Genomic DNA, 20,552 nt, shown 5'->3' on the forward strand with positions numbered 1-20,552 from the left:
CGAGTCATCAACCCCTCTGTCTCACCGTCTTTCCACCTCACCCTCGGTCCCGCTTTAGTTAAAGGCTTACAGCTCCTGGGAATATTCCCCCCACCACGCAAGCACCTTGTTGCGCATCTCGTCGGGAGTGCCGTCGTTGTTGAACACCACGTCGGCAGCTTCGATGCGATCGGCATCGGTGATCTGCTGAGCTATGCGACGGCGAACGTCGGCCTCGTCCCAACCGCTTTTCACCGCCCGCTCGATGCGCATATCAATGGGAGCCAGAACGGCCATGACCACGTCGGCGTCGTACGCCAGCGAGGTTTGGCGATTCTTGAACACGGAATACTCCACGACCACCGCCTTGTGGCCCTCTTGTTCCAGCTCGGCAATACGGTCGGTGAACGCTTCCTCGATACGCGGCAGCGTGATGCGGTTAAGCTTGCGCGTCTCGGCAGGATTCACGAAAGCCTTCGCCGCCAAAGCACGGCGATCGATCTCGCCGTCTTCTCCCAAGATGTCAGCACCGAACGTGTCGGTCAGCTCGGCCTTCACCGTATCCCACAGAAGCACGTCGTGGCCAACCTTGTCGAGGTCGACGTTCGGCAGCCCCTGTTCTACAAGAGCTTTGCGAGCGGTTGACTTTCCGGCTCCCATTCCACCGATGATGAACAGCTTTTTCATGCTTGCTCTACCTCCTCGATCATGCCGCCTCCCAGCACGGTATCACCCTCATAGAGAACAGCGTACTGCCCCGGCGCCGTCGTTGGCTGCGGGCTTCGCAGCGCAATGCGCGCACGCGCGCCATCTTCGAATTCTATGATACACGGTACCGCTCGGCTTCGGTAGCGCAGTTTGACCATCGCGCTACGCGGCTCGCCGAACGTTTCGAGCGCCTGCCAGTTCGCATCGCGAATGCGGACCGCGCGAATAAGCGTCTCCGCCGCGAACCCCACGACCAGCTGGCCGGATGCGGCGCGCTTTTCCACCACGTAGTACGGCTCTTCAGCGGCCAGACCAATTCCCTTTCGCTGTCCAACCGTATAGTTCGACAGCCCTTCGTGCTGCCCCAGAACCGTGCCCGTTCGGTCGACGATGTCGCCGGGGGCGTCCTTCACCCCGCGCTGGCGAAGAAAGTCCCGGTAATCGCCCTCCACGAAGCAGTTGTCTTGGCTTTCCGGCTTTTCTGCAACATGAAGCCCCAGATCGGAAGCGATAAGGCGAACGTCGATCTTCGTCATGGCGCCCAGAGGAAGAACCAGGCGGGAAAGCTGCTCTTGGGAAAGCATCGACAGCATGTAACTTTGGTCTTTGCGCGCGTCAAGCGCGGTCTTCACCACGAAGCGGTCGTTGCTCGTCAAACGCGCGATGCGCGCGTAATGGCCCGTGGCCACGCTGTCGCAGCCGTGACTGTCGGCAGCCTCCAGCAACGCGGGAATCTTGCAGCGCGCATTGCAGCACACGCAAGGGCTGGGGGTGAGCCCACACGCGTACGCGTCGACGAACGGCTCCACCACGCAACGCTCGAACGTCGCCACGCTATCGTGAACAACATGGGGAATGCCCAGCAAAGCGCACACCGCAGCCGCATCGGCCTCGGCCTGTGCGCTGGCTTCGTCATCATGGAACCGACACGTTACGCCCATCACCTGGCATCCCGCCCTCAGCAGCAACGCCGCCGATACGGCGCTGTCCACGCCGCCGCTCATGCCGAGCGCCACCTTCGCACCTGCCTGCATGCAACCGCCTCTCAACCAACGATACGCGTAGTTAACCATATTTTGAAACCTTGCAGCCCGGCCATTATAGAGCAAGCGCGCTGCTATACTAAGTCGTTACGCTGCATCCTAAGAAAGACCAGGAGGGTGCCGGAATGCCGGCTGAAAAATCTACCACGAAATCGCGCTACATCCCTGCTCTCGACGGCCTGCGCGCCTTCGCCGTACTTGCGGTTATCGCCTATCACATGGGCATGTTCTGGGCGCCGGGCGGCCTTCTGGGCGTCACCGTGTTCTTCGTGCTGTCAGGTTATCTTATCACGAGCCTGCTGCTTATCGAATGGGACAGCACCCGTCGCATCAACCTGCCGCAATTCTGGCTTCGACGCATCCGGCGGCTCATGCCGGCCATCGTGTTCGTCATCATCTGCTCCGCGGTGCTTTTCACCGTGTTCGACCACAGCTTGCTCACCAAGCTGCGCGACGATATGTGGGCAGCGCTTCTCTGGGTCACGAACTGGTGGTACATCTTCCATGACGTATCGTATTTCGACGCGCTGGGCGCACCGTCGCCCCTCACCCACTTCTGGTCGCTCGCCATCGAAGAGCAGTTCTATCTCATTTGGCCTGTCCTGCTGTTCGCCGCGCACAAAGCCGGCCTCAAGCGCACCACCATGCGCAACGCCACGCTGGTGCTCGCGCTGCTCTCCGCTGCCGAGATGGCTCTCCTCTACAATCCTGCGGCAGACCCCAGCCGCGTGTACTACGGCACCGACACGCGCGCGTTCTCGCTGCTCATTGGAGCCTGGCTGGCGTTCGTTTGGCCTTCGCACCTCCTCGGGGCCAAAGGAGAGATCCATCTGACCAAGCAGGTGCGCAAGGCTCTTGACGGCGTGGGCATCGTCGCGTTCGTCGGACTGCTGGCGATGGCCGTGTTCGTAGACGGGTTCTCGCCGTTCTGGTATTACGGCGGAACGCTGCTGGCCTCCGTGCTCACCGCCATCCTCATAGCCGTCATGGTGCATCCCGCCAGCCTGCTGGGACGAGCCGCGAGCGCGAAACCGCTTGTATGGGTGGGTTTGCGATCGTACGGCATCTACCTGTGGCACTACCCGCTTTTGCTGCTCATGAACCCCCGCAACTTCACCGGCGAAACCCCCTGGTGGATGTACCTGATTCAACTTGCAGTCATCTTCGCTTGCGCTGCGTTCTCGTACCGATTCGTAGAGAATCCCATTCGCCGTGGAGCCATAGGATCCTTTATCAAGGACGTTCGTTCGAAAGAACTCGACGCTCCCTCCTGGCTGCGCACGCACGCCATACCGACCGTTGCCGCCGTAGGCGTAACGGTCGTTGCCGTAGGCGGCCTGGTACTCGTACCCCCTACGTCGGCACTCGAAGGCGCTAATCTGCTCAAAGACGAAAGCGCGCAAACCTCCGGCATTCCGGAAACGCTCCCTGAGGGAGAAGATGCTCCTGCCGAACAGCCGAAACTCGACATCATGATGATCGGCGATTCGGTTTCCGTGCGCACTATCCCCTACTTCAAGGAGCAGTTCCCTTACGGGGCCATCGATGCAGCCGTGAATCGGCAGCTTCCCATTGGCGCCGAGGTGTACAAGGGCTACGAACAACAAGGCATTATCGGAGGCGTGGTGGTGTTCGCGCTGGGCACCAACGGCCGGGCAACCGACGAGCAGATCGACAGCCTTGTCGACTCCATAGGCCCCGATAAGCAGGTGTTCCTGGTGAACACGCGCAGCCCGCAATCATGGGTGGCCGACACCAACGACGCACTCGCCCGAGCTGCCGAGCGCCACGCCAACGTGCACGTGATCGATTGGTACTCCGCAAGCGCCAACCAAGACAGCTACTTCGACGGCGACGGAACGCACCTGACCGAAGAGGGTGCTCAAGCCTACGTCGATCTTATCTACCAGGCCGTTGCGCCGCTGCTGCCCAAGCATGAAGAAGGTGCCGAAGCAGCGAAGGTGGAAACGCCGCTTGAGGCGTCCGCCACGAAGGCGAACGCCTCCGCGTCGGACGCCGTGCGATCGTTGGCGCACACGATGGTGCAGGGCATGGCGAAGCAGAAGTAGCACGCATCGGGAGGTCGGGGCGCCCCGACCTCCCGAAGAACGGTGCGCTGGCTTGCGCGCTCCTTTCCCCAAGCATCGTCGGGAAATCCTGCATGGTTCGCACCGACTGATTCCCGCTTGCGTCGCCCCATGGTCGCCCATAGTCGCCCCATAAAGAAAGGGTCCCATCGCTGGGACCCTTTCGCATACACTCGGTGCTGAGAAGTTTTATTCAGCAGCCTCGGGAGCAGCAGCTTCCTCGGCAGGAGCATCCTTCTTCTCGGCCTTCTTCTTAGCCGGCTTCTCCTCGACGACGATGGACTCGTCCACCTCGATCTCGAAGCCCAGGTCAGCCGCAGCGGCCTTCATGGACAGGGAGATGCGACGACGCTCGGGGTTGATCTCCATGACCTTGACCTTGACCTCGTCGCCGGCCTTGACAACCTGCGCCGGGGTATCGATGTGACGCTGAGCCATCTCGGAGATGTGCACCAGGCCCTCGATGGACTGGCCAAGCTCGATGAACGCGCCGAACGGCACGATCTTCGTCACCTTGCCGTCGACGATGGAGCCAACCGGATAGCTCTCGACGAGCTTGATCCAGGGATCCTCCGTCGTCTGCTTGAGGCCGAGCGAGATGCGCTCGCGCTGCAGATCGACATCCAGAACCTCGACCTCGACCTCGTCGCCAACCTTGACGACCTCGGACGGATGGTTGACGTGGTTCCAGGAAAGCTCGGAGATGTGCACCAGGCCGTCGATGCCGCCCAGGTCGACGAATGCGCCGAAGTCGACGATCGAGGAAACGGTGCCCTTGAGGCGCATGCCCTTGCTGAGCTTCGCGAGGATCTCGGCGCGCTCGTTCTTGCGGCCTTCCTCGAGCAGCACGCGGCGGGACAGCACGACGTTGTTGCGGTTGCGATCCATCTCGATGACGCGGGCTTCGATCTCGGTGCCCAGGTACATGTCCAGATCCTTGACGCGACGAAGGTCGACCAGCGACGCCGGCAGGAAGCCGCGCAGGCCGATGTCCAGGATGAGACCGCCCTTGACCACTTCGATAACCTCGCCCGTGACCACTTCGCCGGCCTTGAACTTCTCTTCGACACGGATCCAAGCACGCTCGTACTCGGCACGCTTCTTGGAGAGGATCAGACGACCGTCCTTGTCCTCCTTCTGGAGAACCAGAGCCTCGATCTTCTCGCCCAGCTCCACGATGTCGGACGGATCGGCGTCCTTGCGGATGGAGAGCTCGCGGGACGGGATAACGCCCTCGCTCTTGAAGCCGATGTCAACGAGCACTTCGTCGTGCTCGATCTTGACGACCGTGCCGTCGACCAGGTCGCCCTCGTCGAACTCGGTCAGCGTGCCGTCGATCATCTCGTTCATGAGTTCGTCGGAGATGTCTTCGAAGTCGATGACGGACGTGTTCTTGATGTCGGTCAAAACGGACCCCTTTCAATTCTTCTAATCGGGGACCCTTCGTCATGATTGATTGCTACGTGCACCATGTCCGCTCTGCACGAAAACGCGTGTGCCGAGCTGTGTAACAAAACATGTCTCGGGGGCCTACATTGCTATGCGCTTACAGGACTGCCCTATAAGCTGAATTAGTATAGCATAGGCTTATGAACGCACTACGTTCTTTTTAGCGTCTTACGCGATATTTACGAGCAAAACACGCTTCTTGCCCGCAAGCGGCACGCTCAGTTCGCGTGCGCCGCCCGACACGTTGCGCATACGCCGTCGAAGATGATCTCGTGGCCCTCGATAGCAAAGCCATGAGCGTCTTGCACCTGGGCGGCCAAGTCGTCAAGATGCGGCATCTCGATGTCGAATACGCCGCCGCACACGCGGCACTTCGCATGGTAATGGGGCTTGTTGCGGAAATCATAGCGATCAGCGCCGTTGGGAACCTCCACCCGCAACACTTCGCCGCGATTCGCCAGTACGCCCAAGTTGCGATACACCGTGGCGCGCGAGATATTGGGGTGCTTTTCGCGGACGACCTCGTACACATCGGCCGACGTGGGATGATTGCACAGCGACTGCACCGCTTCTAAAACAAGCGCTCGCTGAATAGTGTTGCGCGTAGTCGCGCGTTCCTGCTTTTCGACAGTCGAGGAAGACATGATGCGTACCTGCCGTTTCATGGTAACTATACGTTTGATTAAATAGGATTATATATCGTTAGCATCAAAACGCAAGCGTGCTGCTAGGATGTCGCCCGTCCTTCGACGAACATCCATATCTTCATCGGCTCAACCGCCGCAGCAAGGACGCCGCCGTCGACGAATTCGAAGAGGTCTTTCAACAAAGGAGAAGCATCAGCGTTACAATGCAAACCAGCCTACATGAACACCGCGAGCATACCGTCGCGCAGAAAGGAACGCCATGGGAGCAACGAACGTCGCATTCGCACCGGTAACGTCAGACGAAGATCGCGCCCAGCTAGCAACCCTGGCAGATGAGATCTGGCACGAGTACTGGCCCGCCATCATCGGCCCCGAGCAGACGGATTACATGGTGGAGCAGTTCCAAAGCCTCAGCGCCATCGAGCGGGACATGCGCGAGCATGCCTATGAATACTGGTTCCTGCATGCAGAAGACGACGGACGCATCGTGGGGTACACGGGAGGCCGCGTGGAAGCGGAAACGAACCGCTACTTCATATCAAAAATCTACCTGCTTGCCAAGGAGCGCGGTTGCGGATTCGCGTCGCGCACCATCGCGTTCTATGATCAGCTGGCGCGCGAACGCGGGTTGAGCGCGTTGTACCTGACGGTCAACAAGCATAACGACCTGGGCGTCCGAGCTTATCTGGGCAAAGGGTTCAAAACGATCGACGCCGTGGAAACCGATATCGGCAACGGGTTCGTCATGGACGATTACATCATGGAACGCGCGGTTCTCCCCGCCTGACGTCGCTGCGAGCGCGAAACAAGGCAAGGGAGCGCAGACGGCGCCCTGCCAACCCGCTTCCTTGCCTTGTCTTACCTGCCGCTTAGAAGACCATCAGGAACAGATGCGTGAAGCCGAAGGCGAGCAGGCCGCAGCCGGGGAACGTGAGCACCCAGGTGAGCACCATCTTGCCGGCAAGGCCCCACTTCACCGTGCGCAGGCTTTTCTCAGCGCCAACGCCCATGATGGCCGTGGTCTTGGTGTGCGTGGTGGATACGGGCAAGCCGGTGAACGTAGCCAACCCAATGCAGAAGCATGCGGACAGGCAAGCCGAGAATCCCTGGTACTGCTCCATCTTCACCATGTTCATGCCAACCGATTTGATGATCTTCTTACCCCCTACGGCCGTCCCGAGAGCCATGGTCATGGAAACAAGAAGAATCAGCCACATGGGGAATTCCACATCGGAGTACGCCACGCCGTCCATAGCCAGCATGATGCCGAGCATGCACAGCGACAAGAACTTCTGCCCATCTTGCGCGCCATGCAAAACGGCCACGCCCGCGCCAGAAACAATCTGGGCCCACTTGAAGAACGAATTCGCCTTGGTGCGTTCGGCGCCCCTGCAGGCCACTTTTATCAAGCGTGTGAACAGCCAGCCGGTTCCAAAACCCAAAACGGTGGATATGACCAGGCCGTACACCACCTTCATCCACTCGTCGCCGTTAACGCCGGCCAAGCCTCCCTGCAGCGCGATGGCCGCGCCGGTAATGCCGGCGATGAGCGAATGGCTCTGCGACGTAGGTATGCCGAAGTACCACGCGGCCACGCCCCAGACGATAATGGCCACCATAGCGGCCGCAAGCGCAACGAGCGCCGCATGGTTGTTGCCTCCAAAATCGACCATTTTGAAAATGGTCATGGCAACCGCAGAGGAAATCATCGTGATGGCGGCCAAGCCGATGAAGTTGCATACGGCGGCCATCGCGATAGCCGGAGTCGGCTTCATCGCCTTCGTTCCCACGACCGTGGCGATGGCGTTCGGCGCGTCGGTCGCGCCGTTGACCACCGTGGCGCCCAACGTCAGAAGCACGATGAGCGCAAGGACGGGATCGCTGCAAAACGCGGCGATGAACGCCCCAAAATCGTAGTTCATGAAAAGCCCTTTCACCTGAAAACGCCATGCAGAAACGCCACAAAAACGATATCAGGACTTTGCAAAGAAAAGATCAAATGCAGGTAAAGTTTCCCTACCCCTGCAAACGCTTCTCGATAGAGTCCGCGATACCTTCCGGATCCAAGCCCAAATCGTGCAGAAGCGCGTTGGATCCGCCTTGCTGGATATAGCGATCGGGGATTCCCAGGTTAAGGGTGGGGGCGATGCGGCCCATGCGCGCCATCTCGCCCAACACGCCTTCGCCGACGCCGCCCGCAAGCACGCCGCCCTCAACCGTGACCACCAGCTTCGTGTCTGCAGCGCGCGCGATTTCGTCGACATCGAGCGGCTTGGCCCAGCGCATGTCCACCACGCGCGCGTCGATGCCCCGGTCCGCCAGCAAATCGGCGGCCCCGAGCGCGCGCGAAACCATGCGCCCGAACGCAAGGATGGCCACGTCGCGGCCTTCGCGAATAACGCGGGCCTTGCCCTCTTCAAGCACCAGAGGCTCTTCGGGAAGCTCGACGCCCTCGGCTGCGCCGCGCGGATAGCGAATGGCGAAGGGACCGCCCAGTGCCAGTGCCGTATGAAGCGCATGAACCAACTCGGCCTCGTCCGAAGGCGCAAGCACCCTCATGTTGGGGACCATGCGGGTGTACACCAGATCGAACATGCCGTGGTGCGTGGGGCCATCCTCCCCCACCACGCCGGCGCGGTCGATGGCGAACACCACATCGAGGTTCGGCAGAGCGTTGTTGATGATCATCTGATCGATTGCGCGCTGCAAAAAAGTCGAGTACACGGCAATAACGGGCTTCTGGCCGCCAAGCGCCAAACCGCTGGCCAGACCCACCGCATGCTCTTCTGCTATGCCGGCGTCCACGAAACGATCGGGGAACTCCTGAGCGAACCCGTCCAGACCCGTCCCCCCCTGCATGGCGGCCGTGATGGCGACGATGCGATCGTCGCGGCGAGCTTCCTTCACAAGCGCCTTGCCGAACACGCTCGTATACGACGGAGCGGAAGCGGGCTTCTTCTTCACTTCGCCCGTGGCAATGTCGAACGGCGCGATGCCGTGGAACTTCTCGGGGTTGCGAACCGCGGGCTCGTAGCCCGCGCCCTTGCGCGTGACCACGTGGATGAGCGCCGGACCGTCGGTGGCGAGCACCGCGGCCAGCGTTTCCTTGAGCAGCCCGATGTCGTGCCCGTCGATGGGAGCGGTGCACAAGATGCCCAGCTGCTCGAACATCATCGAACGAGGGATGATGAACTGCTTCATGGACTCTTTCACGTTGCGGCCGAACTTAGCCAAGGCGTTGCTGAACGGGCCGCCGCTTTCCAGCACCTCCTGCACGCTGTCGCGCGTTTGACGATACTGCGTGGACGCACGCATGTACCCCAGGTGTTTCATGAGCGCGCCCACGTTGCGAGAAATGGACATCTCGTTGTCGTTCAAGATGATGACCAGGGGCGTTTGCGCTTGCCCAATGTTGTTGAGCGCCTCGAAGGCCATGCCGCCGGCAAGCGCCGCATCGCCGATGACCGCCACGATCTTCTCGGTTCCGCCCGCCAGATCGCGCGCCTCGGCCAAGCCCAACGCTACGGAAAGCGAGTCGGAAGCATGACCGGACGGATGCACGTCGTACGGGCTTTCACCCGGCTTCGGGAAGCCGGACAGGCCCCCGTACGTACGCAGGGTGCCGAACTCCTCAAGCCGACCCGTCACCAATTTGTGCGCATACGCCTGATGCCCCACGTCGAAAACCAGCTTGTCATGAGGGCAGTCCAACATGCTGTGCGCCGCCAAAATGATCTCCACCGCGCCCAACGACGAAGCCACGTGACCGCCGGTATCCGACGTCACCGTGATGATCTCCTCGCGGATCTCCTGCGCAAGAATAGAAAGCTCCTCGTTATTCAGGAGCTTCAAATCTGCAGGAGACGATACTATGTCCAGAATACGCTTCTCGTTCATGCAGCGTGCCTTTCAAGCATCAAGCCGTAGCAGGATCGCTCGGACTTGCGTCAGAGGGATCGGCGACAGGTTCGGCGGGAGCGGCTGCTCCCGCCGTTTCGGCTGCATCGCCTTCGGCCTGGTCGGCCGCGCGCTGCGCCTCTATATTCTCTTCAAGCAAGTCGCTTGCGCGCAAGCCCAAGCCCACTGCTTCTTCGTACAGGGCCAGAGCTTCGTCAAGCGGCAGCGACTCGTCGCTCACCGCATCGACGATCTGATCGAGGCGAGACTTCACGTCCTCGAACGTCTGGTAGCCTTCGTTAGGCATTCGAAGCCTCCGAAGCAACGCACGGTGCAGCCACCTCTTCAACAGGCGCTTCGAAAACGGGAGCCGGCACGGCTTCCGCATCAGCGGGCACCGTTGCGGAAGCCTTCGAGGACGGCTCCTCCTCCGCAGGCTCGCCTGCGGAACCGCCCGCCGCGTCCTCCACGCCGTCAAGACGCTTTGCAATGCGGCCGAGCACACCGTTGACGAAACGCGGAGATTCGTCTTCGCCGCCGAAGTCTTTAGCCAGCTCAACGGCCTCGTTAATGCTGACCGAAGTCGGCACGTCTTCCACGTACATCATCTCGTACGTCGCAAGACGCAGAATGGAGCGGTCGACGATGGGCATGCGGTTGAGCGACCAGTTCTCGGACGTTGCCACCAGATGGTCGTCGATTGCACAGCGATGCGCTTCCACCCCCCTGATAAGGGACAGCGCGTAATCGGGCAAGAACCCGTCGTCGGTCAAGCGCGCGTCACCTTCGGCGATAGCCGCCGGCGACTCGTCGGTAATTTCGCTTGTGTAGAGCACCTGCAGCGCAACGCGGCGTGCGTGCGTGCGTTCATGTCGTTTGGCAGCCATAAATGTACCTGAAACCTCCGCTGCTTAGCGAGCGAACTGGATGCCGTCGATGTACACGTCAACGGAAGCCACGCTTGCTCCCACCTGGCTGGACACCGCATCAGCGATGGCCTTGCGCAAGTTGGCGGCAAGATCGGGCAGCACGTAGCCGTAGTACACGTCGACACGCACGGAAACCTGCAGTTTGTCGTCTTCGTCGATCGCGACCTCGATGCCTTGCGTCGAGGGCTTGCCCGCGAACACCGAGCGAAGGCTGCTCGTTGCCGAAGGACCGACCGAGGCAACGCCGTCAACCTCGTTGGCGGCTATGGACACGATGGTCTCGACGACGCCCGGCGCAAGCGCCATGCCATCAAGATTCAATTCCGTCATAGCACATCTCCCATCTGGGTTTCGATAAAATCGGTTGTCGCATCGCCCGCGCAGAATACAGCGTTCTCCAAAACGCGGCGATGGAACGGTATGGTGGTTTGAATGCCCTCGATGACGAACTCGTCAAGGGCGCGACGACCGCGCGCCAAAGCCTCCTCGCGGTCCTGCCCATGCACGATAAGCTTGGCAACAAGCGAATCGTAGTACGGGGAGATGCGAGAGCCCGTGCGAACGTAGCTTTCCACGCGAACGCCGGGACCCGAAGGAGCCTCGAACTTCGTCACATTGCCCGGGCACGGACGGAAGCCGTGCTCCGGATCCTCCGCGTTGATGCGGAACTCGATCGCATGGCCTTGCGGCGTGAACGGCGCACGGGAAGCGCAGCTCATAGGCTCGCCCGACGCAATGCGCAACTGCTCTTTGATGATGTCGGTGCCGGTGATCTCCTCCGTGACGGGGTGCTCCACCTGCACGCGCGTGTTCATCTCCATGAAGTAGAAGCGACCGTCGGTGTCGAGCAAAAACTCGATGGTGCCCGCGTTGCGGTAGTCCACGGCGCGCACAGCCTTGATGGCCGCAACGCCCATGGCGCGACGCAGATCTTCGGTCAGCGCCGGAGAGGGCGCTTCCTCGATGAGCTTCTGGTGACGGCGCTGCACGGAGCAGTCGCGCTCGCACAGCGCAATGTGGTTGCCGAAGTCGTCGGCCAGCACCTGCACCTCGACGTGGCGCGGACGCAGCACCAGCTTCTCCAGGTACACGCCGTCGTTGCCGAACGCAGCGCCCGCTTCGGTGCGAGCGGCCTGGTACTGGGCTTCCAGTTCGGCGGGGTCGTGCACCTCGCGCATGCCCTTGCCGCCGCCGCCGGCCGTTGCCTTGATGAGCACGGGGTAGCCCACGGAGTCGGCGAAAGCCTTGGCTTCAGCCGCCGTATCGATGCAGCCATCCGAACCGGGAACGGTGGGCACGCCGCACGACTTCATGGTCTCGCGCGCGGAGCTCTTGTCGCCCATGCGCTCGATGCAATCGGCCGCAGGGCCGATGAACACCAGGTCGTTGTCGACGCAGGCGCGAGCAAAATCGGCGTTTTCGGCCAAGAATCCGTAACCGGGGTGGATAGCCTCGGCTCCGGTGTTTTTTGCAGCAGCGATGATGCTGGGCATCACCAGGTAGCTCTTGTTCGCTTGAGCAGGGCCGATGCATACGGCTTCGTCAGCGTATTGCACGGGATAGGTGTCGGCGTCCTCGGTCGAGTAGACCGCAACCGTCTTCACCCCCAGCTCCTTGCAAGCGCGCATGACGCGCAGCGCCACCTCGCCGCGGTTTGCTATGAGGATCTTCTTGAACATTACACGGTCTCCGGAATCTTGGACTGCTCGCTGACGGGCTCGACGTAGAACAGCACCGTGCCGAACTCGACCGGCGAGGCGTCTTCAAGGCAGATCTCGCGAACAGTGCCCATTTCCTCGGCCGTGATCTCGTTCATCAGCTTCATGGCTTCGACGATGCACAGCGTCTGGTTGGCAGTCACCTCGTCGCCCACCTGGACGAAAGGCGGCTCGCCCGGCGCGGGAGACGTGTAGAACGTACCTACCATGGGAGCCGTAACGGCGTACCAGTCGGCCGGACGGCTGTTCTCGGCAGGAGCCTCGGCCGGAGCGGCTGCAGGCGCAGCCGGAGCGGCGGCAACCTGCGGGACAGCCTGGGGCTGCACGGCCACGGCGGACATGGCGCTTGGCATGCGCACGGCAATGCGAGCGCCCTCTTCCTCCACGATGATCTCGCCGACGCCGCTTTCCTCGGCAACGCGAACCAGCTCGCGAATCTGATTGATATCCACGTAATCGTCCTCCTTGGTCTGGCTCGACTCCTGCTCCATGAGGAAATCGACTTTCTCGGATGTGCGGTGCTTGCTCAGGAACGTGCGCGCCTCGTTCGGGAACAGGGCGTACATGAGCACGTCCTCCTCCGTCTTCGCAAGATCGCCGATTTCCGCGGCAACCTCGTCGAACGTGGTCGTCACAAGGGAACCGGGCGCCACGTCGGGCGGAAGCATCGCCGAGTTGCCGACAACCTTCGCCACGATATCCTTGTCCATGCGGCCCGGCGCCTTGCCGTAGTAGCCGCAGATGTAATCCTTCATTTCCTTGGAAACCACGCCCCAGCGCTTGCCGGTCAGCACGTTGAACACTGCCTGCGTGCCCACGATCTGCGACATCGGGGTAACCAGCGGCGGATAGCCCACTTCGGCGCGCACCTTGGGGATCTCGCGCATGACTTCCGGCAGGCGGTCGCTGGCGTTTTGCACCTCAAGCTGCGAAAGCAGGTTCGACATCATGCCGCCCGGAACCTGGTGCGAGTACACCTGCATGTGAATGAGCGAGGAAACGCCGCGCTTGTAGTGGCCGCGCTTGCGCACCTCTTCCCAGTATTCGGCGATCTCGAACAGCAGGTCAAGGTCAAGACCCGTATCGTAGCGGCTTTCCTGCAGCGCGGCTGCGATCATCTCGACCGCCGGATGGCTGTTGCCGAACGCAAGCGGCGCATGCGCGGTATCCGCAATAGCGGCTCCGGCTTCGGCGGCCTTGAGGATGTTGGCAGGCGCCATGCCGCCGACATAGTGGCAGTGGATATGCACCGGCAGGCCGATTTCGGCGTTGAACGCCTTGACCATGCGCTCGGTGCGGTACGGCGTGAGCATGCCGGCCATGTCCTTGATGCAGATGGAGTCCGCACCCAGGTCCTTGAGCTGCTGACCGTAGTCGAGGAAGCTGTCGAGAGTGTGAACCGGCGACATCGTGTACGAGATGGCGCCTTCGAAATGCGCGCCGCACTCCTTGATGGCTTCGGCGTTGTCTATCACGTTGCGAATATCGTTCAACGCGTCGAACACGCGAAACACGTGGATGCCGTTGCGGTTGGCAGCCTTAATGAAGCGATTGACGATTTCGCGCGAGTAATGCTTGTAGCCCACCAGGTTCTGGCCGCGAGAAAGCATCGCGAGCGGCGTGTTGGGCGTATTGGCCTTGATGGAGCGCAGGCGGTCCCACGGGTTCTCGTCGAGGAAGCGCAGGCACGTATCGAACGTCGCGCCGCCCCACGACTCGATGGCCCAGTATCCGACACGGTCCATTTTAGGCAGGATCGGCAGCATGTCGCCAATCTGCATACGCGTGGCCCATAGGCTTTGCTGGCCGTCACGGATGGTGGTATCCATGATTTGAAGCCTTGGCATGAACTCACACCCCCTTCGGTTTGCAGTTAGTCAAAGATCGAATTAAGCATTATAGAAGAAGGTTACACCCTACGGGCTCCCAGGGGAAAAATTCACCGGTAAGCAACAGAATACGAAGGCGGGAGGAGGCGCGCGCGGGTTCGAAGGACGAAACGAGCGCGTCGATCGAGCTTTTTTGGCGATGCCGTTGTTTCGAAGGGAAATAGCAAAATGTAATCAACCGATTACAGCACTATGTAATTGCGTGATTACGCTGTGCCCATGAACGGCTCGAGCAAACAGAAGCGAACGGCGTACAAGGATCCCCTTGTGCAGCTTTACGCGTTCCGTTTGGGCAAGAGCCTTCGCGATCTGCGCAAAAAGCAAGGGCTTACGCAAGAGCGGCTTGCACTGATGATCGGCACCAAGCATTCGCGTATCAGCAACATCGAACGAGGCTGCGCGATACCAAGCTTCCCCGACGTGGTGAAGCTGTGCCGAGCGCTTGAGGTCGATCCGAAAGATCTGGCGGACGTCTCGACGCTCAAATGCTCCGAGCATCCCCTGCCTTCCGACGATCACGCACCCGTATGAGAAAAAGGGCGAGGTCATTGACCTCGCCCTTTTTCTCATACGGGGAGCTGAGATCCGAATCGGAATCTCAGCTCCTTCGCGAAAGACGCTTTAGACGCGCTTAATGAAGCGGCCGTCGCGCGTGTCGATCTGCAGGATGTCGCCAGGCTCGACGAACATGGGAACCTGCACCGTAGCGCCGGTTTCGAGCGTAGCGGGCTTAGAGCCGCCCTGCACGGTGTCGCCCTTGAAGCCGGGGTCGGTTTCGGCCACTTCAAGCTCCACGAACATCTGCGGCTCGATGCTGATCAGCTCGTCACCGGCATACAGCAGGCTGGCCTCGTCGTTTTCCTTGAGCCACTGCGCCGCGTCGCCCACGGTCTCGGCCGGGATGGCCATCTGCTCGAACGTGTCGTTGTCCATGAAGTTGAAGTCCGCACCATCGTTGTACAGGTACTGCAGCTTCTTCGTCTCAAGACGCACGGACTCAACCTTAACGCCAGCGTTGAAGGTGTTGTCGATAACGCGTCCGGTCTTGATGTCGCGCAGCTTCGTGCGGACGAAGGCGCCGCCCTTGCCGGGCTTCACGTGCTGGAATTCAACGATCGTGCACAGCTTGCCGTTGTACTCGATGCACATGCCGTTCTTGAAGTCGGCGGTAGAGATAGCCATTCTCGGTATTCCTTTCGTTCACGGGTCTCCGCTGCGTGCCGCGGGGCCCGATCAGCGTTCAAACTGGTTTATTATACTCATAGCATGCGTTCTTGGCATGCGCGTATCGCTCCCGTCAGAAAAAAATCAGGAGTTGCGCGGCAACGCGACCAGCATGCGCATCGGAGCGCTTTAAGGCCCTTGCGCGGCGGGACTTTGTCAAAACGAACGAGTTTTGCTGGTCCTCGAACAAGGATAAAACGCACCGTCTAGCCTGTGACCTGGGATATTAAAAAGAGCCTCGCGAAAAGCCTGCTTCAAAGGGTCGTCTGGACCCGCAAAACTCGCCTGTTTTGACAAGCCGGCACCCGGCCTGCCAAAACGGGAGACTGCGTCGGGGTCCACGCGCACGCTCGCACCCGATTCCAACCGTCCGGCTAGAGCACCACCGGATCGTGCGAAGAGCGCGTGAACACCTCGAACCCGGTTTCGGTGATCACGCCGAAATCCTCCAAACGCATGCCGAACTCGCCCGGCAGGTACACGCCCGGCTCCACCGTGACCACGTTGCCCGCCGCGAGCGGACGCTCATTGCGGGGAGACAGCACGGGTTCTTCATGCACGTCGATGCCCACGCCATGACCCAAGCCGTGACCCATCTTGCCAGCGAAGCCCGCTTCCGCCAAAACGCGCTCGGCAAGTTCGTGCGCCTCCTTGCCGGTAACGCCCGGCCCGAGAAGCGCCTCCACCTGCTCGTTCGCAGCACGAATAGCCTCGTAAGCGCTGCGCATGCGAGCATCCGGCTGCCCCAGGAACACCGTGCGCGTCATATCGGAGCAGTACCCGTAAGCCCGCGCGCCGAAGTCGAGCACCACGCACTGGCCCGCCTCGAGGCGGGTTGCTCCCGGTATCGCGTGCGGGCTGGCACCGTTCGGGCCCGTGGCGACGATCGACGAGAACGCCAAGCCGTCGGCACCGTGGCGACGCATGAAGTCCTCCAGCTCGATTTGAACCTCGCGCTCGGTCATGCCCACGCGCATGAACCCAACGATATGGGCAAACGCCGCATCGGTGACGGCCTGCGCGGCCTTCATGCGGACAATCTCGGAAGCGTCCTTCACGGCGCGCAAGCCCAACACGAAGCCGGACGTTTCACGCAGATCGACCGCGCTTTCCGCGAACGCCGATTCGAGCGCGCGGTAATTCGAAAGAGTCAGGGAATCCTCGATGCCCAGATCGAAACGGGGCGCTTGCTCGCGCGCGCCTTCCTGCAACGCCTGATCGCTGCCCTTCTCCCGCAAAGCAGATACGGATTTCGCTGCGAACTCGGCGTGCGTCGCACGCTGGGCGTCCACGACAATCGAGCCCTCGGGCAAAGCGGCGGCACGGGCAGCTTCACTGTAGCGCGAATCGGTATGAAGGACTGCGGCCTGCGGATCGACCAGCAGCGCATGGGCGCTCTCGTCGTCGAAAACGCCGTCAAACGCCGTCAGCCACGCGATGTTGGACGTATCGCGAACCAGAAACGCCCCCATGCGCTGGTCGACGCACGCTTTGCGCAAGCGCTCGAGACGTCGCGCGGCGGCCCCTGGCTGCATCGGCGCGGCCGCGTCGGAAGCAGCCTGATCGGCCGCAGCCTGCTCCGTCCGGCCGCCCACGATCACCTGTCCGGCAGCGTAGCGATCCTGGTACCCTTCGCCCAAACGCTCGCACGCGCCTTCAAGCAGCACGTCGATGGCGTCGCAGTACCCCTTGAAGCCGCGGCCCTTCACCTGAGCAACGCAAACGGGCGCGATCACCGACACGCGGCGAAACGGCTCGCGCGCATCCACGTCCGAGATATGCACCTCGACGCATGGAACGTCGATGCCGCCAACGGCATCGCGCAGCGCGTAGGAGTAATGGGTATGCGCGCCGGGGTTGTACACGATGCCGTCGTACGCGTCGCGGGCCGCATGAATCTTGCGAATGAGCTTGCCTTCGCTGTTCGATTGGAAGCAAGCAACCTCCACGTTGCGCTTCTTGCCGTACGCCTTCACTTCGCGCTCCAGGTCGTTGAGGGTATCGCGCCCGTACACCGACGGCTCGCGCACCCCCAGCATGTCCAGGTTCGGCCCGTTAACCACCAGTATCTTCTTCATGGTCTACCCCTTGCTTTTCGCCCAGGCGTTCAAATGCTCCAAGATCACGCTATCGGAAACGTCCATCAGCTCCCACGAACCCACATCGCGAGGCAGCACGAAGCGAACCTGTCCATGGCGCGCTTTCTTGTCCCGCTTCATAGCGGCCAGCATATCGCCAGGCTCGGCCGACCACGCAAGAGCCGGCAATCCCAACGCGTCAAGCAGATCATCTTGCGCTTGCACGAATTCCAAAGAAGCGCCCGCCAGATCCACCGCCAGGCGCGCGGCGAACCGCATTCCCTCGGCCACGGCGGCGCCGTGCGAAAACGTACCGTACCCGGCTAAAGCCTCCACGGCATGGCCCAACGTGTGCCCATAGTTCAAGCACTCGCGCACGCCCTTGCTCTCCTGCTTGTCCGCGGCCACCACGTTGGCCTTGAACACCACCGATCGAGCGATGGCCTCTTCAACCGTGGCCTGATCGCGCGCAGCCAGCGCCTGCGCCGATTCGACAAGCCAAAAAAAGAACTCGTCGGACTCAATGACGGCCGACTTTGCGATCTCGGCGCATCCGCACGCCCATTCACGATCGTCGAGCGTGGACAGCACGGCGGTATCCGCGCACACGTACGCAGGCTGGTTGAACGTGCCGACCAGATTCTTGCCCGCCGCGAGGTTGACGCCGGTCTTGCCGCCCACGGACGAATCCACCATGGAGAGCAACGTGGTGGGAACCTGCACCACCGACACGCCGCGCATGTACGTCGAGCCGACGAAGCCGGCCAGATCGCCCACCACGCCGCCGCCAAGGGCAACCACCAGGCAATCGCGCCCCAAGGACAGCTGGGCCATGGCTTCCCAGATTTCAGCGGCCACCTCGACGGACTTCGAACCCTCGCCCGCCGCAACCGTCACGTCGCTCACGCGAAAACCCGCTTGGGCAAGCGCAGCCTTCGCATCGGCAAGGTAGAGCGGAGCCACGTTGTCATCGGTGACGACGAGCACGCGCTCCACACGCTCGAGTTCCGGATGCTTCCGCACATGGACGCCCAGCTTGGCAAGCACCCCCGCACCGATGCGCACGTCGTACGGGCTTTCATCCGCAAGGTTGACCACTACTTTCGTTGCAGGCACAAGACGCCCTCCTTCTCAAGCGCAGCTTGCACCTCGCGGGCGATAGCTGCAACGCTTTTCCCAGCAGTGTCGATGGTAATGTCGGCGACTTCAGCGTACAGGGGCACGCGTTCCTCCGCCGTTTGGCGAGCGGACTCGATGTTTTGGAACAGCGGGCGGGTGGACGTGTCGCTGATGCGCGATTTCGCCTCGTCGGCCGTCACCTTGAGGTACACGACAAACCCTGCATCGTGCAAGATGGCGCGATTTTCCGAGCGCTTCACCACCCCGCCGCCGCATGAAACCAGCAGGGGGTCTTTGGCGGCAAGCTCGCGAAGCACGTCGGTCTCGATGTCGCGGAAGCCATCCTCGCCCGATTCGGCGAAGATCTCCTTGACGCGCTTTCCTTCCCGACGCTCGAGGTACGTGTCCATATCCACCGACGCGACACCGCAGGTTCGCGCAAGGCGCCGTGCCACCGACGTTTTACCCGCGCCCATGAACCCCACGAAAAACACCGGGCGGCAAAGCTGCCCCGCAACCCGGGGCCGTGAAGCAGCCGGACGCGAGCCGCCGGACGCGACGCGCGCATGCTCCCTATTGGCGCTCGATCCCCCGCCGGTCATCGGGACATCGTCCTCAGTCGCTGCCGATACGCCTTCACGGCAGCCTTGATGTCGGCCATGTTGTCGCAGCCGAACTTTTGCAGGTAGGCGTCGGCCAGCACGAACGACACTTCGCTTTCGGCCACCACCGCGCAAGCGGGAACGGCGCAGGTGTCGCTGCGCTCTTTCGACGCCTCCTCAACCTCGAGCGTGTCTAGGTTCACCGTCTCAAGCGGGGTCATAAGCGTGGGGATGGGCTTCATGGCGGCCGTCACGATAAGCGGCATTCCCGTAGTCATCCCGCCTTCCAAACCGCCTGCGTTGTTCGAGGTTCGCACGAATCCCGCCTTGCCGTCCAGCGCGATGGGATCGTGCACCTGCGATCCAACGCGGCGCGCCGCCTCGAAGCCCAGGCCGAACTCGACGCCCTTGATGGCGGGGATCGAGAACAGCGAAGCTCCCAAGCGCGAGGTCAGGCGATCCCCCGCCGTCGCATAGCCCCCTACGCCGGGGAGCAGTCCGCGAACCACCACGCGAAACGTCCCGCCCAAGCTTTCGCCCGCATCCTTCGCGCGATCTATCTCGGCCTTCATGGCCTGGGTGGCCGCCTCGTCAGGACAGCGAACCTCGCTGGTCTCGATGGCGAGCGGCTTGTAATCCGCTGCGCTCATGAGCGGGTCCTGCTCTTCGAAAACGGCGGATCCGATGGAGGTGACGTACGAGAACACCTCCACGCCCAAATCGGCCAAGAACTCGCGCGCAATGCCGGCGGCGGCCACGCGAGCCGCCGTCTCGCGCGCGCTTGCACGCTCCAAGATATTGCGACAGTCGTCGGTGTTGGTTTTGAGAGCACCCACCAGATCCGCATGACCGGGGCGCGGACACACTTCGCGCACCAGGTCAGACGGGGTATCGCCGAACGCAGCCATGCGGTCGGTCCAGTTCTGCCAGTCGCGGTTGCGCACCACGAGCGCGATGGGGGTTCCCAACGTGCGCCCGAAACGCACGCCCGACGCCACCTCGACGGTGTCGGTTTCGATCTTCTGACGCCCGCCGCGGCCGTAGCCCGCCTGACGCCGAGCCAAGTCGATGTTGATCTGCTTTTCGGAAATCTTAAGGCCGGCCGGCACGCCCTCCACGATAGCCGTGAGGCACGGCCCGTGGCTTTCGCCTGCTGTGAGGTATCTCATGGTGGTTCGCTTTC

19 protein-coding genes and 1 pseudogene are annotated in these 20,552 nt (G+C 61.6%); 3 read left to right on the forward strand and 17 right to left on the reverse strand.

Annotation, left to right across the window (positions count from 1 at the left end; genetic code table 11):
* Positions 1-66 precede the first annotated feature (66 nt).
* Both coaE and mnmA read right to left on the reverse strand, forming a co-directional pair.
* Positions 67-666: a dephospho-CoA kinase gene (gene coaE / locus ACTQZK_RS03425; RefSeq protein ID WP_114566559.1), complete on the reverse strand. Its 600-nt coding sequence runs from the start codon at positions 664-666 to the stop codon at positions 67-69.
* On the reverse strand, positions 663-1,760 hold the full coding sequence (mnmA, locus tag ACTQZK_RS03430; protein ID WP_216529061.1) for a tRNA 2-thiouridine(34) synthase MnmA: 1,098 nt from the start codon (positions 1,758-1,760) through the stop codon (positions 663-665). Before mnmA ends, coaE begins: the two co-directional genes overlap by 4 nt.
* 95 nt (positions 1,761-1,855) lie before the next feature.
* On the opposite strand from mnmA, the gene ACTQZK_RS03435 reads away from it, so the two are divergent.
* Positions 1,856-3,799 (forward strand): acyltransferase family protein, encoded by a 1,944-nt coding sequence (locus ACTQZK_RS03435; protein ID WP_216529060.1) that lies wholly within the window; start codon positions 1,856-1,858, stop codon positions 3,797-3,799.
* Between the two features lie 207 nt (positions 3,800-4,006).
* On the opposite strand, the gene rpsA is transcribed toward ACTQZK_RS03435, so the two are convergent.
* Together rpsA and ACTQZK_RS03445 are read right to left on the reverse strand one after the other, a co-directional pair.
* Positions 4,007-5,224 carry a 30S ribosomal protein S1 gene (gene rpsA / locus ACTQZK_RS03440; RefSeq protein WP_114566556.1) on the reverse strand — a complete coding sequence of 406 codons (1,218 nt, stop codon included), beginning with the start codon at positions 5,222-5,224 and terminating at the stop codon, positions 4,007-4,009.
* Between the two features lie 260 nt (positions 5,225-5,484).
* A complete protein-coding gene (locus ACTQZK_RS03445; protein ID WP_225748673.1) occupies positions 5,485-5,931 on the reverse strand; it encodes a Fur family transcriptional regulator in 447 nt (148 codons plus the stop codon).
* A gap of 241 nt (positions 5,932-6,172) precedes the next feature.
* On the opposite strand from ACTQZK_RS03445, the gene ACTQZK_RS03450 reads away from it, so the two are divergent.
* Positions 6,173-6,700 (forward strand): GNAT family N-acetyltransferase, encoded by a 528-nt coding sequence (locus ACTQZK_RS03450; protein ID WP_216529059.1) that lies wholly within the window; start codon positions 6,173-6,175, stop codon positions 6,698-6,700.
* 82 nt (positions 6,701-6,782) lie between these two features.
* On the opposite strand, the gene ACTQZK_RS03455 is transcribed toward ACTQZK_RS03450, so the two are convergent.
* The 7 genes from ACTQZK_RS03455 to accB all read right to left on the reverse strand — a co-directional run bounded on the left by ACTQZK_RS03455 (position 6,783) and on the right by accB (position 14,304).
* Complete coding sequence (locus tag ACTQZK_RS03455) at positions 6,783-7,835, reverse strand: inorganic phosphate transporter (RefSeq protein ID WP_114566554.1); 1,053 nt, start codon at positions 7,833-7,835, stop codon at positions 6,783-6,785.
* Positions 7,836-7,929: 94 nt separating this feature from the next.
* On the reverse strand, positions 7,930-9,810 hold the full coding sequence (gene dxs, locus ACTQZK_RS03460) for a 1-deoxy-D-xylulose-5-phosphate synthase (protein ID WP_216529058.1): 1,881 nt from the start codon (positions 9,808-9,810) through the stop codon (positions 7,930-7,932).
* 19 nt (positions 9,811-9,829) lie between these two features.
* Complete coding sequence (locus ACTQZK_RS03465) at positions 9,830-10,117, reverse strand: exodeoxyribonuclease VII small subunit (protein WP_114566552.1); 288 nt, start codon at positions 10,115-10,117, stop codon at positions 9,830-9,832.
* The gene (gene nusB, locus ACTQZK_RS03470) at positions 10,110-10,697 is read right to left on the reverse strand and encodes a transcription antitermination factor NusB (RefSeq protein WP_216529057.1); all 588 of its coding nucleotides are present in this window, start codon (positions 10,695-10,697) and stop codon (positions 10,110-10,112) included. Before nusB ends, ACTQZK_RS03465 begins: the two co-directional genes overlap by 8 nt.
* A 24-nt stretch (positions 10,698-10,721) precedes the next feature.
* Positions 10,722-11,069 (reverse strand): Asp23/Gls24 family envelope stress response protein, encoded by a 348-nt coding sequence (locus ACTQZK_RS03475; RefSeq protein WP_114566550.1) that lies wholly within the window; start codon positions 11,067-11,069, stop codon positions 10,722-10,724.
* The gene (gene accC / locus ACTQZK_RS03480) at positions 11,066-12,418 is read right to left on the reverse strand and encodes an acetyl-CoA carboxylase biotin carboxylase subunit (protein ID WP_216529056.1); all 1,353 of its coding nucleotides are present in this window, start codon (positions 12,416-12,418) and stop codon (positions 11,066-11,068) included. The genes ACTQZK_RS03475 and accC overlap by 4 nt, the downstream gene beginning before the upstream one ends.
* A complete protein-coding gene (gene accB / locus ACTQZK_RS03485; RefSeq protein WP_114566548.1) occupies positions 12,418-14,304 on the reverse strand; it encodes an acetyl-CoA carboxylase biotin carboxyl carrier protein in 1,887 nt (628 codons plus the stop codon). The genes accC and accB overlap by 1 nt, the downstream gene beginning before the upstream one ends.
* Before the next feature lie 309 nt (positions 14,305-14,613).
* Between accB and ACTQZK_RS03490 the strand changes: the two genes are divergently transcribed.
* A complete protein-coding gene (locus ACTQZK_RS03490) occupies positions 14,614-14,877 on the forward strand; it encodes a helix-turn-helix domain-containing protein (protein WP_225748671.1) in 264 nt (87 codons plus the stop codon).
* Positions 14,878-14,967: 90 nt separating this feature from the next.
* On the opposite strand, the gene efp is transcribed toward ACTQZK_RS03490, so the two are convergent.
* The 6 genes and pseudogenes from efp to aroC all read right to left on the reverse strand — a co-directional run bounded on the left by efp (position 14,968) and on the right by aroC (position 20,538).
* Complete coding sequence (efp, locus tag ACTQZK_RS03495) at positions 14,968-15,528, reverse strand: elongation factor P (RefSeq protein ID WP_114566546.1); 561 nt, start codon at positions 15,526-15,528, stop codon at positions 14,968-14,970.
* Positions 15,529-15,944: 416 nt separating this feature from the next.
* Positions 15,945-17,105: a M24 family metallopeptidase gene (locus ACTQZK_RS03500; RefSeq protein ID WP_216529128.1), complete on the reverse strand. Its 1,161-nt coding sequence runs from the start codon at positions 17,103-17,105 to the stop codon at positions 15,945-15,947.
* Positions 17,106-17,237: 132 nt separating this feature from the next.
* A pseudogene (aroQ, locus tag ACTQZK_RS03505) lies at positions 17,238-17,648 on the reverse strand (type II 3-dehydroquinate dehydratase); the annotation flags it as partial.
* 3 nt (positions 17,649-17,651) lie between these two features.
* Positions 17,652-18,764 (reverse strand): 3-dehydroquinate synthase, encoded by a 1,113-nt coding sequence (aroB, locus tag ACTQZK_RS03510; protein WP_114566545.1) that lies wholly within the window; start codon positions 18,762-18,764, stop codon positions 17,652-17,654.
* Positions 18,746-19,369: a shikimate kinase gene (locus ACTQZK_RS03515; protein ID WP_216529055.1), complete on the reverse strand. Its 624-nt coding sequence runs from the start codon at positions 19,367-19,369 to the stop codon at positions 18,746-18,748. Before ACTQZK_RS03515 ends, aroB begins: the two co-directional genes overlap by 19 nt.
* Positions 19,366-20,538, reverse strand: a complete 1,173-nt coding sequence (gene aroC / locus ACTQZK_RS03520; protein WP_216529054.1) for a chorismate synthase — start codon at positions 20,536-20,538, stop codon at positions 19,366-19,368. Before aroC ends, ACTQZK_RS03515 begins: the two co-directional genes overlap by 4 nt.
* Positions 20,539-20,552: the final 14 nt, after the last annotated feature.

It is taken from the genome of Paraeggerthella sp. LCP19S3_G8 (assembly GCF_052119225.1).
Taxonomy (GTDB): domain Bacteria; phylum Actinomycetota; class Coriobacteriia; order Coriobacteriales; family Eggerthellaceae; genus Paraeggerthella; species Paraeggerthella hominis.